This is a genomic window from Streptococcus mitis (assembly GCF_946190325.1).
GTDB lineage: Bacteria > Bacillota > Bacilli > Lactobacillales > Streptococcaceae > Streptococcus > Streptococcus mitis_CF.
Window position 1 is genome coordinate 347,724 of sequence record NZ_CAMHZR010000002.1, and the last position, 19,945, is coordinate 367,668.

Annotated in this window: 15 protein-coding genes; 1 reads left to right on the forward strand and 14 read right to left on the reverse strand. The window is 42.8% G+C overall.

Translation table 11 applies throughout. From position 1 onward, the window contains the following. Window positions 1–131: 131 nt before the first annotated feature. The 7 genes from N8M95_RS04670 to N8M95_RS04700 all read right to left on the reverse strand — a co-directional run bounded on the left by N8M95_RS04670 (window position 132) and on the right by N8M95_RS04700 (window position 10,647). A complete protein-coding gene (locus tag N8M95_RS04670) occupies window positions 132–1,616 on the reverse strand; it encodes an ABC transporter substrate-binding protein (protein ID WP_084950670.1) in 1,485 nt (494 codons plus the stop codon). Between the two features lie 104 nt (window positions 1,617–1,720). Beyond that, complete coding sequence (locus N8M95_RS04675; protein ID WP_000818353.1) at window positions 1,721–2,644, reverse strand: carbohydrate ABC transporter permease; 924 nt, start codon at window positions 2,642–2,644, stop codon at window positions 1,721–1,723. A 13-nt stretch (window positions 2,645–2,657) separates the two neighbouring features. Then, entirely contained in the window at window positions 2,658–3,587 is a 930-nt protein-coding gene (locus N8M95_RS04680) for an ABC transporter permease (protein ID WP_049515574.1), read from the reverse strand. Between the two features lie 209 nt (window positions 3,588–3,796). After that, window positions 3,797–5,677, reverse strand: coding sequence for a beta-N-acetylhexosaminidase (locus N8M95_RS04685; RefSeq protein WP_261116701.1), 1,881 nt, complete (start codon window positions 5,675–5,677; stop codon window positions 3,797–3,799). Continuing rightward, the gene (locus tag N8M95_RS04690) at window positions 5,671–6,540 is read right to left on the reverse strand and encodes an ROK family protein (protein WP_261116702.1); all 870 of its coding nucleotides are present in this window, start codon (window positions 6,538–6,540) and stop codon (window positions 5,671–5,673) included. Before N8M95_RS04690 ends, N8M95_RS04685 begins: the two co-directional genes overlap by 7 nt. 83 nt (window positions 6,541–6,623) lie before the next feature. Continuing rightward, on the reverse strand, window positions 6,624–9,269 hold the full coding sequence (locus N8M95_RS04695) for an alpha-mannosidase (RefSeq protein ID WP_261116703.1): 2,646 nt from the start codon (window positions 9,267–9,269) through the stop codon (window positions 6,624–6,626). 97 nt (window positions 9,270–9,366) lie between these two features. Next, complete coding sequence (locus N8M95_RS04700) at window positions 9,367–10,647, reverse strand: glycoside hydrolase family 125 protein (RefSeq protein WP_261116704.1); 1,281 nt, start codon at window positions 10,645–10,647, stop codon at window positions 9,367–9,369. 170 nt (window positions 10,648–10,817) lie between these two features. On the opposite strand from N8M95_RS04700, the gene N8M95_RS04705 reads away from it, so the two are divergent. Further along, the gene (locus N8M95_RS04705) at window positions 10,818–12,905 is read left to right on the forward strand and encodes a GH92 family glycosyl hydrolase (RefSeq protein ID WP_261116705.1); all 2,088 of its coding nucleotides are present in this window, start codon (window positions 10,818–10,820) and stop codon (window positions 12,903–12,905) included. A 253-nt stretch (window positions 12,906–13,158) separates the two neighbouring features. Here the strand turns inward: N8M95_RS04705 and N8M95_RS04710 are convergent, their stop codons facing one another. From N8M95_RS04710 to dltC, 7 genes are all read right to left on the reverse strand, one after another. Beyond that, a complete protein-coding gene (locus N8M95_RS04710) occupies window positions 13,159–14,043 on the reverse strand; it encodes an SPFH domain-containing protein (RefSeq protein ID WP_004235732.1) in 885 nt (294 codons plus the stop codon). Window positions 14,044–14,824: 781 nt separating this feature from the next. Next, the gene (adcA, locus tag N8M95_RS04715) at window positions 14,825–16,330 is read right to left on the reverse strand and encodes a zinc ABC transporter substrate-binding lipoprotein AdcA (protein ID WP_261116706.1); all 1,506 of its coding nucleotides are present in this window, start codon (window positions 16,328–16,330) and stop codon (window positions 14,825–14,827) included. Window positions 16,331–16,339: 9 nt separating this feature from the next. Then, entirely contained in the window at window positions 16,340–17,146 is an 807-nt protein-coding gene (locus N8M95_RS04720) for a metal ABC transporter permease (RefSeq protein ID WP_000950030.1), read from the reverse strand. Next, window positions 17,139–17,843: a metal ABC transporter ATP-binding protein gene (locus N8M95_RS04725; RefSeq protein ID WP_001269496.1), complete on the reverse strand. Its 705-nt coding sequence runs from the start codon at window positions 17,841–17,843 to the stop codon at window positions 17,139–17,141. Before N8M95_RS04725 ends, N8M95_RS04720 begins: the two co-directional genes overlap by 8 nt. After that, complete coding sequence (gene adcR / locus N8M95_RS04730; RefSeq protein WP_001249308.1) at window positions 17,843–18,283, reverse strand: zinc-dependent transcriptional regulator AdcR; 441 nt, start codon at window positions 18,281–18,283, stop codon at window positions 17,843–17,845. Before adcR ends, N8M95_RS04725 begins: the two co-directional genes overlap by 1 nt. Window positions 18,284–18,434: 151 nt before the next feature. Continuing rightward, entirely contained in the window at window positions 18,435–19,703 is a 1,269-nt protein-coding gene (gene dltD / locus N8M95_RS04735) for a D-alanyl-lipoteichoic acid biosynthesis protein DltD (RefSeq protein ID WP_120770789.1), read from the reverse strand. Beyond that, a complete protein-coding gene (dltC, locus tag N8M95_RS04740) occupies window positions 19,696–19,935 on the reverse strand; it encodes a D-alanine--poly(phosphoribitol) ligase subunit DltC (RefSeq protein WP_000351967.1) in 240 nt (79 codons plus the stop codon). The genes dltD and dltC overlap by 8 nt, the downstream gene beginning before the upstream one ends. Window positions 19,936–19,945: the final 10 nt, after the last annotated feature.

Sequence of the window (19,945 nt, forward strand, 5' to 3'; positions counted from 1 at the left end):
AAATAGTGATAAAAAACATGGATATCTATGATCTCTCGTTTCAAAAAATCACTGCCTCCCCCAGACCAACCTGAGGAAAACAGTGATTCAGTTTTTAGGAGTTAGGAATGAATACACGAAATCAATTGATTTTATGATTTTTTGTTTTTCAAGAATTCATCGTATTGTTTTTGCATTTCGTTCAATACTTTATCGTAGGCACCTTCAGATTTCAATTTTTCCATCAATTCTGGAATAGCTTTGTCTGGGTCTACAGTACCAGTGTTGATAGCTGTATCGAATTGTTGCATTGTGTTAGAGATTGCTGAGATTTCAGATTTCACACTGTCAGTGTTAAAGATGAATCCAAGTGCTGGAGATTCTTTAGCTTCTGCCAATTGTTTCTTAGAATCTTCGATTTGTTGGTCTGTAACGTTTTCGTTGATGTAAAGAATCCAGTTGTTACCTGTGTTCCATCCACCCATGTGAGTGTTTCCTTTGTATCCATCAAGGACACGAACACGGTTTTCTTTACCTTCAATTTTTTCCCAGTTCTTGCCTTCTGGACCGTAAACAAGACCGTTCAAGAGTTCTGGGTTAGTGTTCAAGAGGTTCAACACTTCCATTGATTTTTCTTTGTTCTTAGAGTTGTTTGAGATGACAAAGTTAGCAACTTGTGTTGTTTGGTTTTTCTTGATGAAGTTAGTGATTGGTTTGATTTGGATATCTTTGTTCGCAACACGTGAAAGCAAGCTGTTACCATAGTCAGCTGGTCCTACTGTTTCTTCACGAACGAACCAAGTATCTTGTTGAAGGTCAAATGAAGTATCGCTTGTTGCTACATCTTTTGGAATGTATCCAGCTTCATAGAATTTGTGAAGAGTCTTCAAGTGTTCTTTAAAGCGAGGCACTTCGTAACGGTTTACGATCTTAGTAGTGTCCCCTTCAAGGTCGATAACGAATGGAAGTCCATTTGGAACTGGGTAGTCAAAGTTATCAGATGGGATGAAGTTCTTAGTAACCGCAAATGGCACTACATCTGGAGCTTTTTCTTTGATTTGTTTCAAGACTGGTTCAAGTGTTTCATATGAAGTGACACCTGAAATATCGATACCGTATTTAGCAAGAAGAGTTCCGTTGAAGGCGAAGTTTTGAGATGATGCAACGTTGGCTGCAACTGGAACTGCGTAAATTTTACCGTTAATGCTGTTACCTTTGATGTAAGCTGGGTCAAGTGCTTTATAAAGCTCTGCCCCTTCTTTCTTATACAAGTCAGTCAAGTCAGCATAGGCACCTTTTTGAGCATTTACAACATAGTTAGATGCAAAGGCGATATCGTAGTTTTCACCAGATGATGTGATAACTGACATTTTCTTATCATAGTCACCCCATCCAAGATATTGGATATCCAATTTAGCACCAACTTTTTCACCGATGATTTTGTTAGCATTTTCTAGCAATTCATCTAAGTTATCTGGTTTGTCACCGATTTGGTACATTTTGATAACAGTTTTTTCACCTGAAGCTGAGTCAGCAGCTTTTTTGCTGTTACCTGAAAGGTTTCCACAAGCAGCGAGACCAGCAGCCAAAGCGACTACGCTAGCAGATGCAAAAGCATATTTTTTCCAGTTTTTCATGACAAAAACTCCTTTTTTTTATTTTTAAACTTATAAACAATGTAATGATCTTAACTTCACGCAAGGGAAGTTTGGAAATGAGAAATGATTTTTCTCAACAAGCACTATTCTTTCACACCACCGATAGTCAAACCTTTTACAAAGTAGCGTTGGAAGAATGGATACAAAATCGCGATTGGAAGGGTTGCCACCACAACCATGGCCATACGTCCGGTTTCTTTCGGTAGAGCAACTCCCAGTTGACCAGACAGGCCGACTGCTTTGGCGATGTAGTCCATATTTTGTTGGATTTGCATGAGCAAATATTGCAATGGATACAAGTTGTCACTCTTGATGTAAAGAAGGGCGTTGAACCAGTCATTCCAGAAACCAAGAGCTGTCAAGAGCGTGATGGTTGCAATACCTGGTAGTGACAATGGCAAACAGATTTGGAAGAAGATCCGGGCCTCACTAGCACCATCAATACGAGCGGATTCTAGAATAGCTTCTGGAATGGTCTTCTTGAAGAAGGAACGCATCAAGATGATGTTAAATGGTGAGAGAAGCATTGGAACAATCAAAGCCCAAACTGTATCACCAAGTTGAAGTAAACGAGTTACCACGATATAGCCCGGTACCAAACCAGCGTTGAACAACATACTAAGAAGGGCAAAAATCGTAAAGAATCTGCGATACTTAAAGGTTGTCCGTGAAATAGCGTAGGCATAAGTTGTTGTGATAAAAACGTTTGTGATAGTCCCCACCACTGTTACAAAGACTGAGATGAAGAGGGCTTGGAGGATTTTATCCTTAAACTGTGCCAAAAACTCAAAACCGTCTAAGCCAAATTGAGATGGGAAGAAGCTATATCCATTTTGGAGGATACTCTTTTCATCTGTCACCGAAATAACGATAACGAATACAAAGGGTAGGATACAAGAGAGGGCAACCAAACCAGAAATGGTACTAAAGAAGATATCTGCTTTCTTACTGAAGGAGTGAATGCCGACATTATCAATTTTTTCTTTTTTAATTTTCTTTTCTGCCATATTCTCCTCCTTTCTAGAACAAGGCTGAGTTTGGATCAACTCGTCTTGCCAGTAAGTTTGATAGGATAACCAGAATCAAACCGACTACTGATTGATAGAGACCTGCCGCTGAAGCCATCCCGATATCTGCTGTCTGAGTCAAACCATTATAAACATATACGTCCAAGACGTTGGTTACGTTATAAAGCTGACCAGCATTGTGGGGGATTTGGTAGAAAAGACCGAAGTCTGCACGAAAGATATTTCCGACTGCAAGGATGGTCAATACAGTTACCAATGGTGTCAACTGCGGAATGGTTACATTGCGAATTCGTTGCCATTTGCTGGCTCCGTCCACTGTCGCTGCTTCGTAGTAGGTTGGATCAATTCCCATGATTGTCGCATAGTACATGACACTGCTATATCCAAAACCTTTCCAAATACCTAGGAAAAGTAGGAGATATGGCCAGATGCCCAAGTCAGCGTAGAAATTGACTTCCTTCATTCCGATAGATTCTAGGAAATGGTTGAATACCCCTTTATCAATGTTTAGGAAGGCATCTGTAAAGAAACTGATGATAACCCAAGACAAGAAGTAAGGGAACAACATAGAAGTTTGGAAAATCTTAACCATTCTCTTAGAACGGAGTTCACTGAGGATGATAGCAATCCCTACAGATACAATCAAACCGATAAAGATAAAGCCGAGATTGTAGAGGACAGTATTTCGTGTGATAATAAAGGCATCTTTTGAACTAAACAAGAATCTGAAATTATCGAGTCCGACCCATTTACTATTCACGATACTATCTATAAATCCATTACTGGTCATGTGGTAGTCTTTAAAGGCAACCACGTTCCCAAATACTGGAATGTAGAAGAATAGAGTCAACCAGAGTGCCCCTGGCAAAACCATTAAGAGAAAGATCCAGTTGTCTCTCAAGGTTTTTGAAAACTTATTCATAATTTCCTCCCTTTTTTATTTTGATATCCATCTAAAAATTCCTTTTTAGACTTTTGATAACGATTACATTATTAGTATACTCCTATTTGAAGGTTAGGTTAAACTACTAATTATAGAAAAAACTCCACAAATTATTTTATGTGGAGTACTTTTGAAGAAAGGGATGTTTCACGAGAAACACCCTGCTCAAGGCAAGGTGTTCTTGTTTTTTATGTCGTATAAATCGTCGAAGCTGTCGCAATAGTATGCCACTGGTTGGCTGTTGTGGCTGCGAAGTCCTTGTCTACGTAAAAATCAGTAAATGGCAGGATTTCCACTTCTAACTCATCAATACGGTCAAGCTGGCCAGCCAGATAAGCCTCGATGCGATTTTCTGCTCGCTTGATGCGTTGCAAGAGTCCGCCCATACGGATATCGACCGTATCCAAACCAAAGACCTTGTTTTCTTTCAGCCATTGGTGGCTAAAGAGGGCATGGAAGTCTTCAATTTGGCTTCTGAGTTCTGGTAATTCTTGCCTTGCGATTTCTTGCAGACTTCCTTTATCATCTGCTTGGTAGGCCTGACGAATGCGTCGTCCCACATCAACTTTACTACTTAAAATAGCATTCAACTGGGCCTGCGTTTCAAAGAGATAGGCATAGTTTCCAGCTTTTTCTTTAATGGCAGCGAGCGTCTCAGCAGCCTGAGCGAAGTGCGGTTTATCCTGTTCAGGTGTCATGTGTCGGTCAAGAATCGGGCAGAGAACATCCTGATAAAAGACATAGCGGTTGGGATTGATACCACTGAGATTGTCTGGTAGGTCTGGTAATAGGTTGGCTAGGTCAATCTGCATAAAATCCTCAACCGAAAGACCTGTATTGGTCTTGAAGTGAGCAGACAGACGGTCTAGGTCATTACGGTAACTGAGTTCTGCCCAGATTTGCAAGCTTGGTAGGATAGAAAACTGGGCAGTTTCCCCACCATTGTCCCCCCAACCCGTCACAATGACTTCTTTGATCTGATTGGCACGACAGGCCTTGTTAGCCTCAACAGCGATGAGTCGGCTGAAATGGTTATTGGGTGTGAAACCAATCCACTTCCAAGCACCACCTGCAAATGCAAGGTCATGGCTAATCTTGTGGTGATTACGGAAATTGCGGTTGTATTTTTCCTCGCTATCCTGATAATAGTCCCAGTAAACCAAGGTCACACGATCTTTGAGACGGTCTAGGTAGACACGAGTTTCTTCTGGAATTTCCACATCACGGTCGTACTGGCCATCTGTTGACATAAGTTTAAAGAACATATCGCTCCACATTTGGCAGTGGAAACCATATTTGTCTGCAATATCCAGCACGCGCTCCAAGTGTTGGCACATGAGGAGACTACGATCCACAACACCGTTCAGAATCAAGTAGCGTCCCAAACCAACCAAGTGGGCTTCGTCCATCCCGATATTGACCTTGCGAGTCTTCAGTTTAGATAGAGTAGCAAACATGCCATCAATCAGGTCATAAACCTTTTCTTCGCCGATAAGAAGAATGTCCTCTACATCACGGAGCTCCTGCACTTCTTTGACACCCCATTTTACGAAGGCTGACAAGTGGGCCAAGGTCTGGATGCAAGGAACAAAGGTCATGTCAAACTGCTGGGCATAGGCTTCGATTTCCTGCAATTCCTCAGCCGAGTAGGCTCCACGGAAATAGCCAAAGTAAGGTTGCCCTTCAATCTGGTAGGTGTCTTCCATGTAAAGCTCAAAGGTTGAGTAGCCCATGAGAGCCAAAACCTCAATCATCTGCTTGGCAAAAGCCACATTCAGCACTGCATTTCGAGAACAGTCTGCCATGTAGGCTAAATCTTCATAAGCTGCTTTCTCTGCAATCTCTACTTTGTCACCTTCTGCTAGAACTGTTGCCAACAAAGACAAGGCGCGATAGAGTTGGTGAGGTTTGTCATAAGTTAATTGATAGTGACCATCCTCACCCTTGATAGAGATAGAAGCTTGGTCAGATTGAGCGACTGCCACTTCTACATCTGGCAGAGAGATATGCTTTGTCAGCAAGTCGATTGCCTGAGTTTGTTTGGAATTAATTCCTGTAAATCTTACCATTGGTTTTCCTCCTGCAACCAGTTGACAAGGGCCCCGTAGAGATTAGCATCTGCATGATAGGTGCAGGCTTGGATGATGGGCGCAATCGTGTATTCTTCGTAGGTCTCGACAAAGTTATCAACAGCCTTCTTGACACCTTGAATAAAATCTGAATTTTGACTGATAGAGCCTCCCAGGCTAATGACATCTGGATCAATCAGATATTGGATATTGAGCAAGCCTTGCGCCAGATTACGGTTCATGCGCTCGATAGCTTCTTGACAAAGGGTATTACCTTCTTTAGCTTCTTGGTAAATCTTGCGACCGTCCCAATCAGTCTGACCAGATTTTTCAATCACGTAGCGCACCATATTCCCAGTTGACGCTAGTTGCGACCAGTTGTTGAGCTTTTCAGCAGGGGCAAGGGTGGTCATGTAGCCAAATTCTCCACCCAGGCCGTGGCGACCTCGATGAAGTCTACCATTGATAATCATGGCTCCGCCAATCCCTGTCCCAATCACGACACAGGCTGCATTTTCAAGCTCTGGATGAGCTAGTAATTCACTGAGTCCAACGCAGTTAGCATCATTTTCCAGATGGACAGGAATCTGATAAGAACTAAGCGCCTCATACCAAGAAAATCCGTGGATGTAGGGCACCGCACTGAAGCCATCAATCACACCTGTCTCTTGATTGACCGCGCCTGGAACGCTCATAGCAATCCCACTGTAATCCTGCTCTGACAAACGTTGATCTAGCCAAGCTAGTAAGTCCTCCAAGTTTTCAGGCGTTGGAATGCTTGTCTTATCTAGTATTTTCCCATCAGGAGTCAGACTGGCAAACTTAATCCCAGTCCCTCCGATATCAATCGTTGCAATGGTCATTGTTTTTACCATAAAAAGGGGCGAATCAGCAGTTAGTCCTTACTTTTTCGCCCCTCCTTTCTTTTTATGTTTACTTTTTGAAATTAAATTTCTTCTTTTTTGATGAATTCTGTACGAATCTCTTGTGGTGAAATGAGGCCTCTATGAACGGGGTATGGTCGTTCAAGTAGGTCAAGGAAGAGATGTTGACTTTCTGGTACACGTACATTTTCACTACACATATTGTAGTAACGAAGAACATAGCCTTCTTCATTTTCAGCTACCTTAAAGGCTGTTGGACAGATTTGCGGTATGTTGAGAACAGAATGGCTCAAGAGGCTACCAGTCGCAGCCACGCTTCCTTCTTGTCTAGCAAGCTGAAGGCTGGTAAACGGTGTCTGCAAGGCTTTGGCACGACGATAGGCTGAGAAGCGTTCCTGGGCTTGGTGGCATTCAAACGCAAACTCGACTTCAAACTCACGCAAGCATTGTGCTTCTGGTGTTGGGAAGTAACCCCAGTCACCCAGCTCACCTGACGCACGCAGAATGGTCACTGCAATAGTGTCGTCTCCAAGGATTTCGTATTCATTCAATCCCTTATTGGATACAGTCACCCCTTTTTCATCGTCATACAGACTGACAAAGGCCTGTTGGTGTTGAGGATTTTCAGGATTTTCCCATGAAGCTGCTGGTTTGTTTGGTCGTATCACCACCTCATAGATGCTTTCAGAATCGTTGCTTGGACGCGTGTTATGAGTCTTGACCAAGAGACGGATACGGTGGTCTTTGGCAGTGTTGGTAAAGCGAGTCTTGCAACGGATTTGTGGATTATCAACGAAGACAGTCATCTCAGTTTCCAGAGGAAGGCTTGTCAACTCTTCTGAACGTCCAGCCTCACGCTTCATAAACTCGATGATGCCTTTTTGCTCTTCTTCTAGTTTTTCATCTGCGCTGACAGGCACGGTCAATTCATGTTTGAGCAAGATTTTAGCATAGCGAGCTGTGTTTTCCAAGACTTCGTAGCCCTTAAGCTCTGCATAGATTGGCTCTGTTCCTTTTGGTTGGAAATAGATATACTCGTTTCCGATGTCACCACGGTCTTCGAAGCGGATAAAATCTTCATAGGCTTCGTGAGTTGTCTTGTCATAGACTGTGATGTTGTCATCCACACTTACCGTTACAAATGGTGTATCAATCACTCCGTTTTGGTAAATACCGTCACGGTGTTCTTGTTCTCCTTCCAGCAATTGGAAAGTTGTCCAAGAAAGCGACGCTAGGTGAACTGGAATGGTCACGCGCACTTGTCGAGCGATACGAGCTTGGCGGAACTTGTCTTTTGGTAAATCATACTCAAAATTAGCCCCAAGGTCTTCGATTTTAGCCTCTACAGGACGACCATCCAAGTCCTCCACACGGTAACTTGGCAAGGTAAGAGCAGCCATCTTCTTGTAACCTTCTGTTGGGTGCAATTCCTTGAAATCACAAGTCGCAACATCAATCACTGTGCTGACAGTATCGACCTTATCATGCAGGCCTGTGTTAATGACAGTAAAGAGATAGTCACTTTGAGCCTTAGCCGTAGCAATTTTACCCTTCCACTCGTTAAGAAGATTGCTCTTAACAAAGTTTCCGACTTGATTGACCTTGGCAAAACGTGTCTCCATCTCGCGGTGAACTTCATCCACGCTACAGCCACAGATACTATCATGGGGCGCATTCTGCAAAAGTGTTTTCCAAGCATAGGTCAACTGGTCCTTGTGGTTATGACCCCCAGTGATAATCGTCAAGGGTTCTACAACTTGCTCTAGGAGGTTGCTATTTTCTTGGAAGGCTTGTTTGAGATAAATACGAGATGAAGAAGTGTTGGCAAGTGTGTACCAGCCGTCTGTTTCCTGACTGGTCAACTCACCTGTAACCGTTGATAATTGCTCTGGTAGGGCACTTTCCACGGCTTGGACATATTCATCAAAAGAACTATGAACAAAGGTTACATCTGGGAAGAGTTCATTTGCCACACGAATGGCTTCACTCAAATTTTTCTGGACAGGCTGATGGTCACAGCCGTTCATCATCAACCACTGGTTGGTCGAAGCATAGTCACGCACGTCTGCCAGTTTTTGTTTCCAGAAGGTCAAGGCCTCGTCTTTATCAACTGGAATTTCATTCCCATTACTGTACCAGTTGGCAAAGAGGATACCCAGGACACGACTTCCGTCCGCACCCTGCCAGTACATTTCTGAAAACTGGGAAGTAAACTGCTCATCTTCGAGGACTTGGTTGTCAAATCCAATCGGCTTCACACCACGACCAAAAGCGGCCACATGAATGCCTGATTTTTGAAGGATTTGAGGCGCTTGCCCCATATTTCCAAAGGTATCTGGGAAGTAACCAACCTGAGTTGATTTGCCCCATTTTGCAGCCTCCTGCTGACCGATAAGAGTATTACGGACATTTGCTTCACTTGAAATCAAGTAGTCATCTTGCAAGATGTAAAAAGGACCAATTTTCAATTTTCCTTCGTCGATGTACTGTTGGACTTTGTCGCGATTTTCAGGACGAATCTCCAAGTAGTCATCAAGCACAATGGTTTGACCATCTAAATGGAAACTCTTGAACTCAGGGTCATTTTCAAAAAGATCAAAGAGATTGTCAAACAATTCCACCAACTGCATACGGTGGCTTTCAAAAGGCAAGTACCACTCACGGTCCCAGTGACTATGTGAGATAATATGTACGACAACATTTTCCATGAAGTAAAACCTCATTCTAAATTTAAATTTTTATTGTTAACGTTTTAAATGTAAAATTGTGATTCTGACAAGAATCCGTTGCGCTAAAGCGTGTTCCTTAGCGGATATCCAAGTAATCCAAGACCAACTCACAGAACATCATATTAGCCCAAGAGAACCATTCGCGAGAGTAGAGAGTTGGGTCGTCCACGTGGAAGCTTTCATGCATGACACCTGTCCCCCCATCACAAGCAACCAGCTGATCCAGCAAGAATTTCTTCTCTGCCTTATCTCTTGTTGTCAAACCTTGGATAGAAAGGGCAATGGGCCAGATATAGCGATAGAAGGTGTGAGAACTCCCGAGACCGCTAGCGTATTCTCCTTGATAGAAGTAGGGATTTTCAGGGCTCAGAATGGTACGACGAGTAGCTTGGTAAACTTCATCATCGACCGAACAGTAGCCCAGATAGGGCGCAGCCAGCAGACTTGGTACATTTGGATCATCCATGATGCTAGCATTTCCTAGACCGTCCACTTCAAAGGCGTAAATCTTTTCGCCCTTGCTGTTGGTGGTGTAGGCGTAGTTTTCAATTCCTTCTTGGATTTCAGCACGAAGACGCTTGGCATCAGCAATAATGCTCTCGCTATCAGCTAGATTCAATTCTGCAAAGATTTCTTGCACATAACCCAAGACTACTACAGCAAACATATTGGACGGAATCAAGTAACTATACTGACAGCAATCATCACTCGGACGAAAGGCTGACCAAGTCATACCTGTCACTGCAAAATCAGGGCCAAAGCCATCATTTACCAAGGTATCTTCCTTGCGGTCCGTATCTCGAACAAAACGATAAGGAGAGTTGTTATGGTCTTGTTCAACCGTCCAAAGATGGAGAATCTCCTTAGTCGCTGCGACAAAAGTCTCATCAAACTGGCTAGTCTCACCAGTCTCTTTCCAGAGGAGATAAGCCAACTGCAAAGGATAGCAAAGCGAGTCCACCTCGTACTTACGTTCCCAAATCCAGCCATTGAGGTCGGTATGGTCTGTCTCGTGGTGCCCCTTCCAGTTTTCCTCGATGTTGAAGGAATTGGCATAAGGATCCTTGAGTACCAAGGTCATCTGACGTTTGACCAAACCTGAGATGGTCTGACGCAAGAGGGCATCCCTTTTAGCCACATGCAGATAAGGTCTGAGTTGGGCTGTCGAATCCCGAAGCCACATAGCAGGAATATCCCCAGTCAAGACAAAAGTTGAACCATCTTCTAGGATTGCAACCGTATTGTCCAAGGTGTCTGTATAGCAACGCTCGAAAACATCCACCCACTCTGGATGGTCCTTAGCCCGCTCTGCCACTTCATCTAGCCATTCTCGAACAATTTCTTTTGAATAAATCATCGTGCAGTGTCCTCTTTCAAACAAGTTTCATTTTCAGTATATAGCTTTTGAGACAGAAAATACATACACAAATGATAGTCATTTTTCTACAAAATAGTTATCTTTGAAGCTCCTTTTCTAAAGGCCCTCTTTTTCTGATATAATGTAGAAAAACAGCTAAAGGAAAGACTATGAAACCACTACTTGAAACCATTGATACCCGCTTTGGAACTGCCAGCAAGTATGCCTTTTCTAGGGGAAATACCCTACCATACACAGGCGTTCCTTTTGGGATGAATTACTTTGTACCCCAGACCAGTGACCAGGATGGATCTTGGTTTTTCGATCCACATCTGCCTATCTTTCAGGGGATTCGATTAACCCACCAGCCCAGCCCTTGGATTGGGGACTACTCTTGGCTCCTTCTGACACCTGTCACAGGTCAGCTAGGTGGAGACAGCCTCTTTCATCGTCAGTCTTCCTATGATATGGATAATGCCTCTTTCCAACCCCATTATCTAAAAATTTTCTCCCTGCGCTATCAGATTGAAACCCAGCTCACACCGACTTGCTACGGTGCTTCTATTCGTTTGGAACAAAAGCAAGGCAAAGCCCTCTCCCTCTATCTTCACGTAGCAGATGAACTGACCGTGGAGCAAGTAGATAAGCGGACCCTGAGCCTAAGACAAGAAGGAAAAACTGAGACCAATAAAAATCCACTGATACTCTTCACTGCCCTAAAAATGAAGACGGATATTCTTTCTGTTAGCAGAGAAAGCGAAGACTGGCGAATCGACCTGGCAAATAGCCTTGCTGAGATTCAGCTAGCGACTTCTTTCATCTCGCCTTCTCAAGCACTGCTTAATCTACCTCAAGAAGATTTTGATAGCTGTAAAGCAAATGCCCAAGCGGATTGGGAAAATCTCCTACATCGTTTTGACATTATAGAGATAGGAGAGGCTGACCGAACCTTTTTTGACCACTGCCTCTACAGACTCTTCCTCTTTCCCCAGACTTTTTATGAGGTTGATGAATCAGGGCAAGCCATCCACATAGATTTGGCTACTGGCACTGTCAAACCCGGTGTCCTCTTCAGCAACAATGGTTTCTGGGATACCTTCCGCACCACCTTCCCCCTCTTTGCCCTTATCATACCTGAACACTATCACCGCTTTTTAGAAGGTTTCCTCAATAGCTACCGCGATACGGGTTACCTTCCAAAATGGCTGGCCCCAGATGAACGTGGCATGATGCCTGGCACCCTTTTAGATGGCATTATCGCAGATAGCGCCTGCAAGGAAATGGCTCCCGACTTGGAAGAAGAACTCCTCCAAGCCATGCTTGAAACAGCCAGCAAGACCGACCATCTCGGCATCAATGGTCGTCACGGACTAGCCCAATACCAAAAACTAGGTTATCTCTCTACCGACCACCACGAAAGTGTTAGCCATACCCTAGACTACGCCTATAGTGACTTTTGTATCGCAAGCTGTGCCGAAAAACAAGGGAAAATAGAAATCGCTGAAACCTACAAGACTGCATCACAAAATTACCGCCATCTATTTGACGCTGAGACAGGTTACATGCGAGCGCGTGATAGTCAAGGCAACTTCCGCCCTGACTTCTCTCCTTATAGTTGGGGACGCGACTATGCCGAATGTTCAGCCATCCAAGCAACCTTAGGCGTCCTCCACGACATCCCAGGCTTAATCCAACTTATGGGTGGAAAAGAAGCCTTTAGCAACTATCTTTTGAAAACCTGTCAAGATGCTCCCCTCTTTGAGACAACAGGCTATGGTTACGAAATTCACGAAATGAGCGAGATGGCTACAGCTCCGTTTGGACAAGTCGCTATTTCCAACCAGCCTAGCTTCCATATTCCTTATCTCTTCCGCTACAGCAACTACCCTGACTACACTGCCCTTCTCATCAAGACTCTCCGTCAGAAAGCCTTTCATGCAAACTGGCAAGCCTATCCTGGTGATGAGGATAACGGTAGTCTCTCGGCTTGGTATATCTGGTCAGCTCTCGGATTTTATCCGACCTGTCCAGGAAAACCAAGCTATGACCTCGGGATCCCTCTCTTTGACCATCTCCGAGTCTATCTGGCTAAAGAAGGTAAATGGCTGGATATCCATACTAAACAAAACCACAGCCATTTCAACTTTGTAAAAGAATGCCGACTAGACAAAACACTCGTATCAACTATTCAACACCAAGACCTCCTAAAAGCTGAACAGCTAACCTTTACCCTCAGCTGGTTGCCAAGTCATCGCTAAATAATAAAAAATCTGCAATCCCCAAGGTTATCCACAATCTGTGAATAACTCTTGAGTTGCAGTAATTAAAACTACTTTATAGTCCTCAAAAGTTACTAAATTGGTCACACAAATAAGAATTATCACTAAAATAATCAGAAATTATCCACACTTATCCACAACCTGTTAGTAACTTTTGTGAATAGTCTTACTTAAGCTAAAACTTATCTCTCACGAACACTAAAAAGAGCCTGACTCCAAGCTCTTTAGTCTATTATTTCTTCTCAGCGCGGAGGGCTGACAAGATTTGTGTACGGATATCATCCACACCATTTGGCGTATTTGGTAAAAAAATGGTTTGATTTCCTTTAGAAGCAAAGGTATTCAAAGTGTCCAAATACTGGTTGGTCAAGAGGATGGACATGATTTGTTCTTCTGTCATGCCAACATTGGCTTCCTTGAGTTCGGTGATAGATTCTGCCAATCCATCCACAATCGCCTTACGCTGTTGGGCAATCCCCACACCATGGAGGCGATCCTTTTCTGCTTCGGCTTCAGCTGCAGTGACGATTTTAATCTTATCGGCTTCCGCCAATTCTTGCGCTGCGACCCGCTTACGTTGTGCCGCATTGATTTCATTCATGGATTGCTTGACTTCTGCATCTGGTTCGACCTTGGTAATCAAGGTCTTCACGATAATGTAGCCATAAGTGGTCATTTCTTCTGCTACTTGGTGTTGAACTTCAAGGGCAATCTCATCTTTTTTCTCAAACAATTCATCCAAGGTTAATTTTGGAACAGAAGAGCGAAGGGCATCTTCGATATAAGATTTAATTTGAGATTCTGGACGCATGAGTTTATAGTAAGCATCTGTCACGCTCTGCTCGTTGACACGATACTGAGTCGCCACATTCATCATCACGAACACATTGTCCTTAGTCTTAGTCTCAACCACAATATCACTTTGCAACAAGCGCAACTGAATCCGCGCTGCAATCGAGTCAATCCCAAAAGGCAAGCGAATATGAATACCGCTATTGGCAACCTTTTGGTATTTCCCAAAGCGTTCAATAATCGCCACCGACTGCTGACGAACCACATAAACTGTACTCAGTGTGACTATCACCAATAGGAGCACACAAACCACCACAAAAATCATCAAAAATGTTGCCATTATCGTGACCTCCATCATTATTTTTCCTGTATTATAGCACATTTAAAGAAGGCTGTGCAGTTTTTACTGCGATTTTTCCTGAAATGTCAATAATTAGAGGTGAATTGTCACATTGTCGTCTAATCTCTTACTAAAACAACTGGTAAAAGAATTAGGTCTACCATGCTAGTTCTCTCTAACTCCGTTGATTATCAACATACTATCTGAGCTTTACAAGTCGTGGACACAGAAACGAAACAAGTAACGGTTAATCCCTTTAAAAGACTCACAAAAAACATCATTGAAGTGAACCGCACTCCAATAGTTCAAGCATTAATCAATGTTGATAATCTAAATTTGATGTGTATACTATTTTTGTCATCGGTTACCGATTACGTTCCTTACGGTTCGTGAGATGAGCTGAAACTACTGAGCCTTATCATAGAACTCGCTATTACTATTATAGCGGACGTTATCACAGGAATTATCTTGTATTTTGTCTGAAGATTGCTAGATAGTAAGGAGTAGACCGAGTGACTAGCCTATCAACACCCATTAAGTCTCTAAGATACGTCAAAAAAGCCCTTAACTATGGCAGTAGTTAAGGGCTTTGGTGTTCTAATGAACCTTATCTATTAAAATCATTCCAACATACAAGCCCCGATATTTAAACAGTTTTATTTATTTTTTAAAGTTCTGAAAGGTATATAATGAAGTTACCACCTAGTACCCAACCCAATCTAGTACCCAAAAACCGACCAGCTCTTATGAACTAGTCGATTTCTCATCAATGCGCCAACATTTCTTGAGCGATTTCTTGTCCAGATAGGTTATCTGGGTAGTAGGTTGGCCAGTTGTCCATTTCTTCAAAGAGGGCTTCTTGGCTTGTGCCTCCAAAGAAAATATGGAAATGTTCTGCCTTAACTGGGGCGATATTGTGGTCACTAAACTGAACATACTTGAACTGTCCAGCGTCAGCATCTGTGGCTTCAAAGAGGAAGCGCACGCCACGATTGCCTTTCTTGTAAGTCAAGATTTTCTTACCAACATACTTGTAGGTGAATTTCTTACTTTGTCCACCTTGAACAAATTCCATAGTGTTATCAGTGATATTAATCTTAGTCACATCTGTCTGATAGCCTTTTGTATAGTAGGCCTTGTACTCAGCCTGAGTCATCTTACCAGTCAACTTAGCCTTATAGTCAAAGACTTGGTCAAACGTGCCATCTTCAAGGAAAGGATAAACTGATTGCCAGTTACCTGCATAGTCACTCAAGGTGCGGTCCTTGACATCTGCATCTTCGAAGTAACCATTTTGAACTGTTTTGGTATCCTCTGCCTTTTCAGGCTCGATTGCTGGGCCTTCTTGGTCTGTTGTTTGTTTCAAAGCTTTGAGGTTTTTCTCCATGATAGAGATATAATTTTCTCCCGCCTTGGTGTCCTCTTCTGTTAGACTTTCTAAAGGATTGAGGACATCAGTTTTGACACCTGCCTCTTTTGAAAGTGTGTTAGCAAGGGCTTGTGAGGCGTTTTCCTCAAAGTAGATATAGGCAATTTTATTTTTCTTGACGTACTCTGTCAATTCTGCCAAACGAGCAGCTGATGGCTCGGCATCTGGAGAGAGTCCTGAGATTGATACTTGCTTGAGACCGTAGTCCAAGGCAAGGTAGTTAAAGGCTGCGTGTTGCGTTACAAAGCTCTTTTGTTTGGCTTGAGACAAGCCTTCTGCATAAGCCTTATCCAAGGATTGCAATTTTTCGATATAGGCAGCAGCATTCTTCTCAAAGGTCTCTTTTTTATCCGGATAATCTGCTGATAAGCTATCACGGATGTGCTCTACTAGTTTAATGGCACGAACCGGTGATAACCAAACATGGGGATCGTACTCATGGTGATGGCCTTCTTCGCCATGGTCATGGTCGCCCTCTTCTTCCTCACCACCTGGCAAGAGCAACATATCGCCTGTCGCCTTGATGGTTTTGACTTTTTTCTTATCCAAAGTATCTAGCAATTTAGGAACCCATGTTTCCATGTTTTCATTTTCATAAACGAAGGTATCTGCGTCTTGGATTTTGGCAACTGCCTTGGCAGACGGTTCATATTCATGGGGTTCTGTACCAGCACCGATTAGGAGTTCTACATTAGCTGTATCTCCTGCGACTTGCTTGGTAAATTCATAGACAGGATAAAAGGTTGTCACGATATTTAGTTTGCCATCTGCCTGCTTTTGATTGGAACAAGCCACTAAAAACAAGGCACATAGACTGGCTAGCAATAAGCTAATTTTTTTCACGTTAGTCTCCTATTTGATAAAACGTCTTACTAAACTGATGAGTAAAAAGACAGTTACAAAAATAATGGTAATACTTGCACTTGCAGGTGTTTCTGCATAGTAGGAAATGTAAAGTCCTGCTACCATTCCCAAAAATCCAATAGCACTGGCAAGCAGCATAACCGATTTAAAGTTTTTCCCCAGACGAAGGGCAATACTAGCTGGTAAGACCATGATAGTCGATACCAAAAGAGCTCCTGCAGCAGGAATCATAAGGGCAATTGCCACCCCTGTCACCATGTTAAAAAGAATGGACATGGTACGAACTGGCAAACCATCCACAAAGGCCGTATCCTCATCAAAGGTCAAGATATACATTGGACGAAGGAAGAGGAAGGTCAAAATCAAAACAACCGCCGCAATGACAAAGAGGGAAATAACCTGCTCTTCACTGATAGTCACGATTGAACCAAAAAGATACTGGTCCAAACTCATTGAACTCGAGCTTTTACCCTTGCTCATGACAATCAGAGAAACAGCCAGACCTGTTGACATGAGGATAGCTGTCCCGATTTCCATAAAGCTCTTGTAAACCGTACGGAGATACTCCAAAAAGACCGCCGCAATCAAGACAATGGCAATAGTGGAAATAGTCGGAGAAATCCCCAGAACCAAACCAAAAGCTACACCCGAAAGCGAGACGTGGCTGAGAGTATCACTCATCAAACTCTGACGACGCAAGATAAGGAAGGTTCCCAATACCGGCGAGAAAAGACTCATGGCAATAACGGCCAGAAAGGCACGCTGCATAAAGTCATAAGATAATAAACTAAGCATGGCCTACCTCCTGATCATTCTCATGAACGTTGAAACAACGCCATGGCGAATCTTGGTTACGAACTAGATGAATATTGCGGTCCGCATAGTCCTTAACTTCTTCAGGGTCATGGGTAATCATCAAAACAGCCTTGCCATGATGATGGGCGCTGTGGTGCATGAGTTCGTAAAATTCATTTTTACTTCCTGCATCCATTCCCGTTGTCGGCTCATCTAGGATAAACACATCTGGATCCGAAGCAAACATACGCGCAATCACCGCTCGTTGCTTTTGTCCCCCAGATAGAGAACCCAAGCGTTTGTCTCGGTGTTCCCACATGCCAACTGAGTCCAGACTGGCCTTGATATGCTCCTCATCATGAGCATTCAAACGACGGAACCAACCTTTTCGCGGATAGCGACCCGACTTGACAAACTCATAAACCGTACTTGGAAAACCAGCATTAAAACTGGCAATCTGTTGAGGAAGGTAAGCTATTCTCAATTTCTTACCCTGCGTATTTGTCTTTGAAATAGTCACCTTTCCAATGCGTGGCTGGAGGATTCCAAGACTGGCCTTAATCAGTGTCGTCTTAGCCGCTCCATTTTCCCCTGTCAAGGTAACAAATTCCCCACTATCAACACTATAATTGATATGTTCAAGAACGGGCTCCTTATCATAATAGAAGGATAAATCCTCTACCGTAATATATCTCATTATTTGATTTCTCCTACTAAAGCAGTCAAAAACCGCTGGATCACTTTTTGTTCATTTGGAGTAAACTGAGTCGCCACTTGTTCATAGGTTAAAAGTGTATGTTCATGGTGATGATGGTGCTCCTCAGCGATTGGACGAGCCAAATCAGTCAACTGATAAAAAATCACACGCGCATCCTTCGGATCTTTAGATGTTTCCAACATCCCTTCCTTGACCAAAGACTTAATGGCCTTTGTAACTGCCGCCTGACTGACATTGAGGCGACGAGCCAACTCTGAATTAGTTAAAGATTCCTCTGACAAGAGCATGAGGATATGCTCCTGGGTATTGGTCAGAGCTACCTCGCTAGTGCAATGACCTATTAGGATTTCATGCTGATTTTCCGCCTGCAAAATCACCTCATTCAAAAAAGCATCGATATCCTTCGCTAGCTGTCTCATATCTGACTCCTTTCCTTTTGGACTTCTCTTTTTTAAGAGAAAATACTATTCTTTGAAGAATTATTTACTGGTTAATTATATCACAACCAAAAAAAGAGTCAAGAAAAAACGTGAAAACCAGTTTCATTCTTGAACTCTTCCATACTATTATCTATTGAAATTCCTTGACATCTCCATCATAAGTCGCCCAGTCTTTACTGAAAAAGCGCTCATTCAGATGGTACATCGGAGCTGGAGTGGGATTGGATAGGAAAGGATCAACGGCCTTGTCAAATGCCAACCAACCCAACCAACCCAGATGAATGGTATCCTTCATAAAAAAAGGCTCCCCTCCATCCTTAGAAAAATCTGCTATATTAGTAAAACCTTGACTTTCTAACTGGTAGCGAATCTTCTGCACCGTTTGTTGGTACATATCCTCTCGTAGACCAGCATAGTCCATCCATTTTTTATTAACAGGTGGAATGATAAAAATCGGGTTGACCTTAGATTTAGAAAACTGTGTTAAAACCAACTGCAAGTCATTATACTCTGGCGACTTGAGATAGGTATGTGTTTTCTGAGAACCTTTTAATTTCTTCAAATCCTTTTTAATCTGAGTAGTATAGAAATAATTTTCCATTCCTAAATCATTATTAGAAGTATTCTTTTCGGCATCTGCTTTAACAATATCTTCTATGGCTTGATAAGAAAACTGATCTGGTAAGGTTTTTAAATATCTACCCACATGCTTATCATAATTGACATAGCCTCTAACTGAAAACTGACCAAAAAAGGAAGCTTGACGTTCATTAAACCGAGCCAATAATTCAATCATTTCATTGTCTGAAGACGACAATTCTTCTTTACTTGCCAACTTCTGAACCAGATCCTTCATAGCTACGTTTGGGAACTGATGCAGTAAGCGAGTCGCTGCATATTGACTAGCATGATCTCCAGATTGATTTTCCAGAAAACTGGTCAACTGGTCTCCATTAAAATACTGCTGAAAGGCTGCTGGCTCATAGCCATTTTTACTGAACCACTGTGGTGAGATAACATACACAACTTGTTTATTCTCTAGCTGTGACAACATCTGTTGCATCCCAAAATACTGATTGAGTGAAGCAGCTCCTCTCTGTCCTAAAAGATAAGGACGGTAGGAGCGATTGTATTTCTCAGCCAAGACTGCAGGATGAGCACTGTCAAAACGAAGCCATTCACTGGAGCCAAAGAAGGGAACAAAACGCATGTTTGGATCAGATAGGGCTCTGACCTTTTGACTCCGCTCCTTAAAACTTTCAATGGTAGTAGCCACCGCTGAACGCTTCTCAGCTCCCAGATCATGATTCATCTCAGTAGGATAGAAAAAGATAAGCAGACAAACCAACAAACCAGCTATCAAGACCGGTCCGAAGATCATCCATAAGCGTTTAAGCATTTTGTAGCTCCACAATACCAGCTATGATTTTATTGGCTGTATTCCAGTCGTCACGACCAAACTCTGTTACAGGGACACGAATGTCAAAACGGTTTTCAATCTCCACAATCAACTCAACCGTTCCCATACTATCCAAGACACCGGCATCAAAAAGATCTTCATCCATCATGTCAGAAACATCTTCCATAAACAACTCATCAATAATTTCGATAACTTCTGATTTGATATCCATATTTTATTTC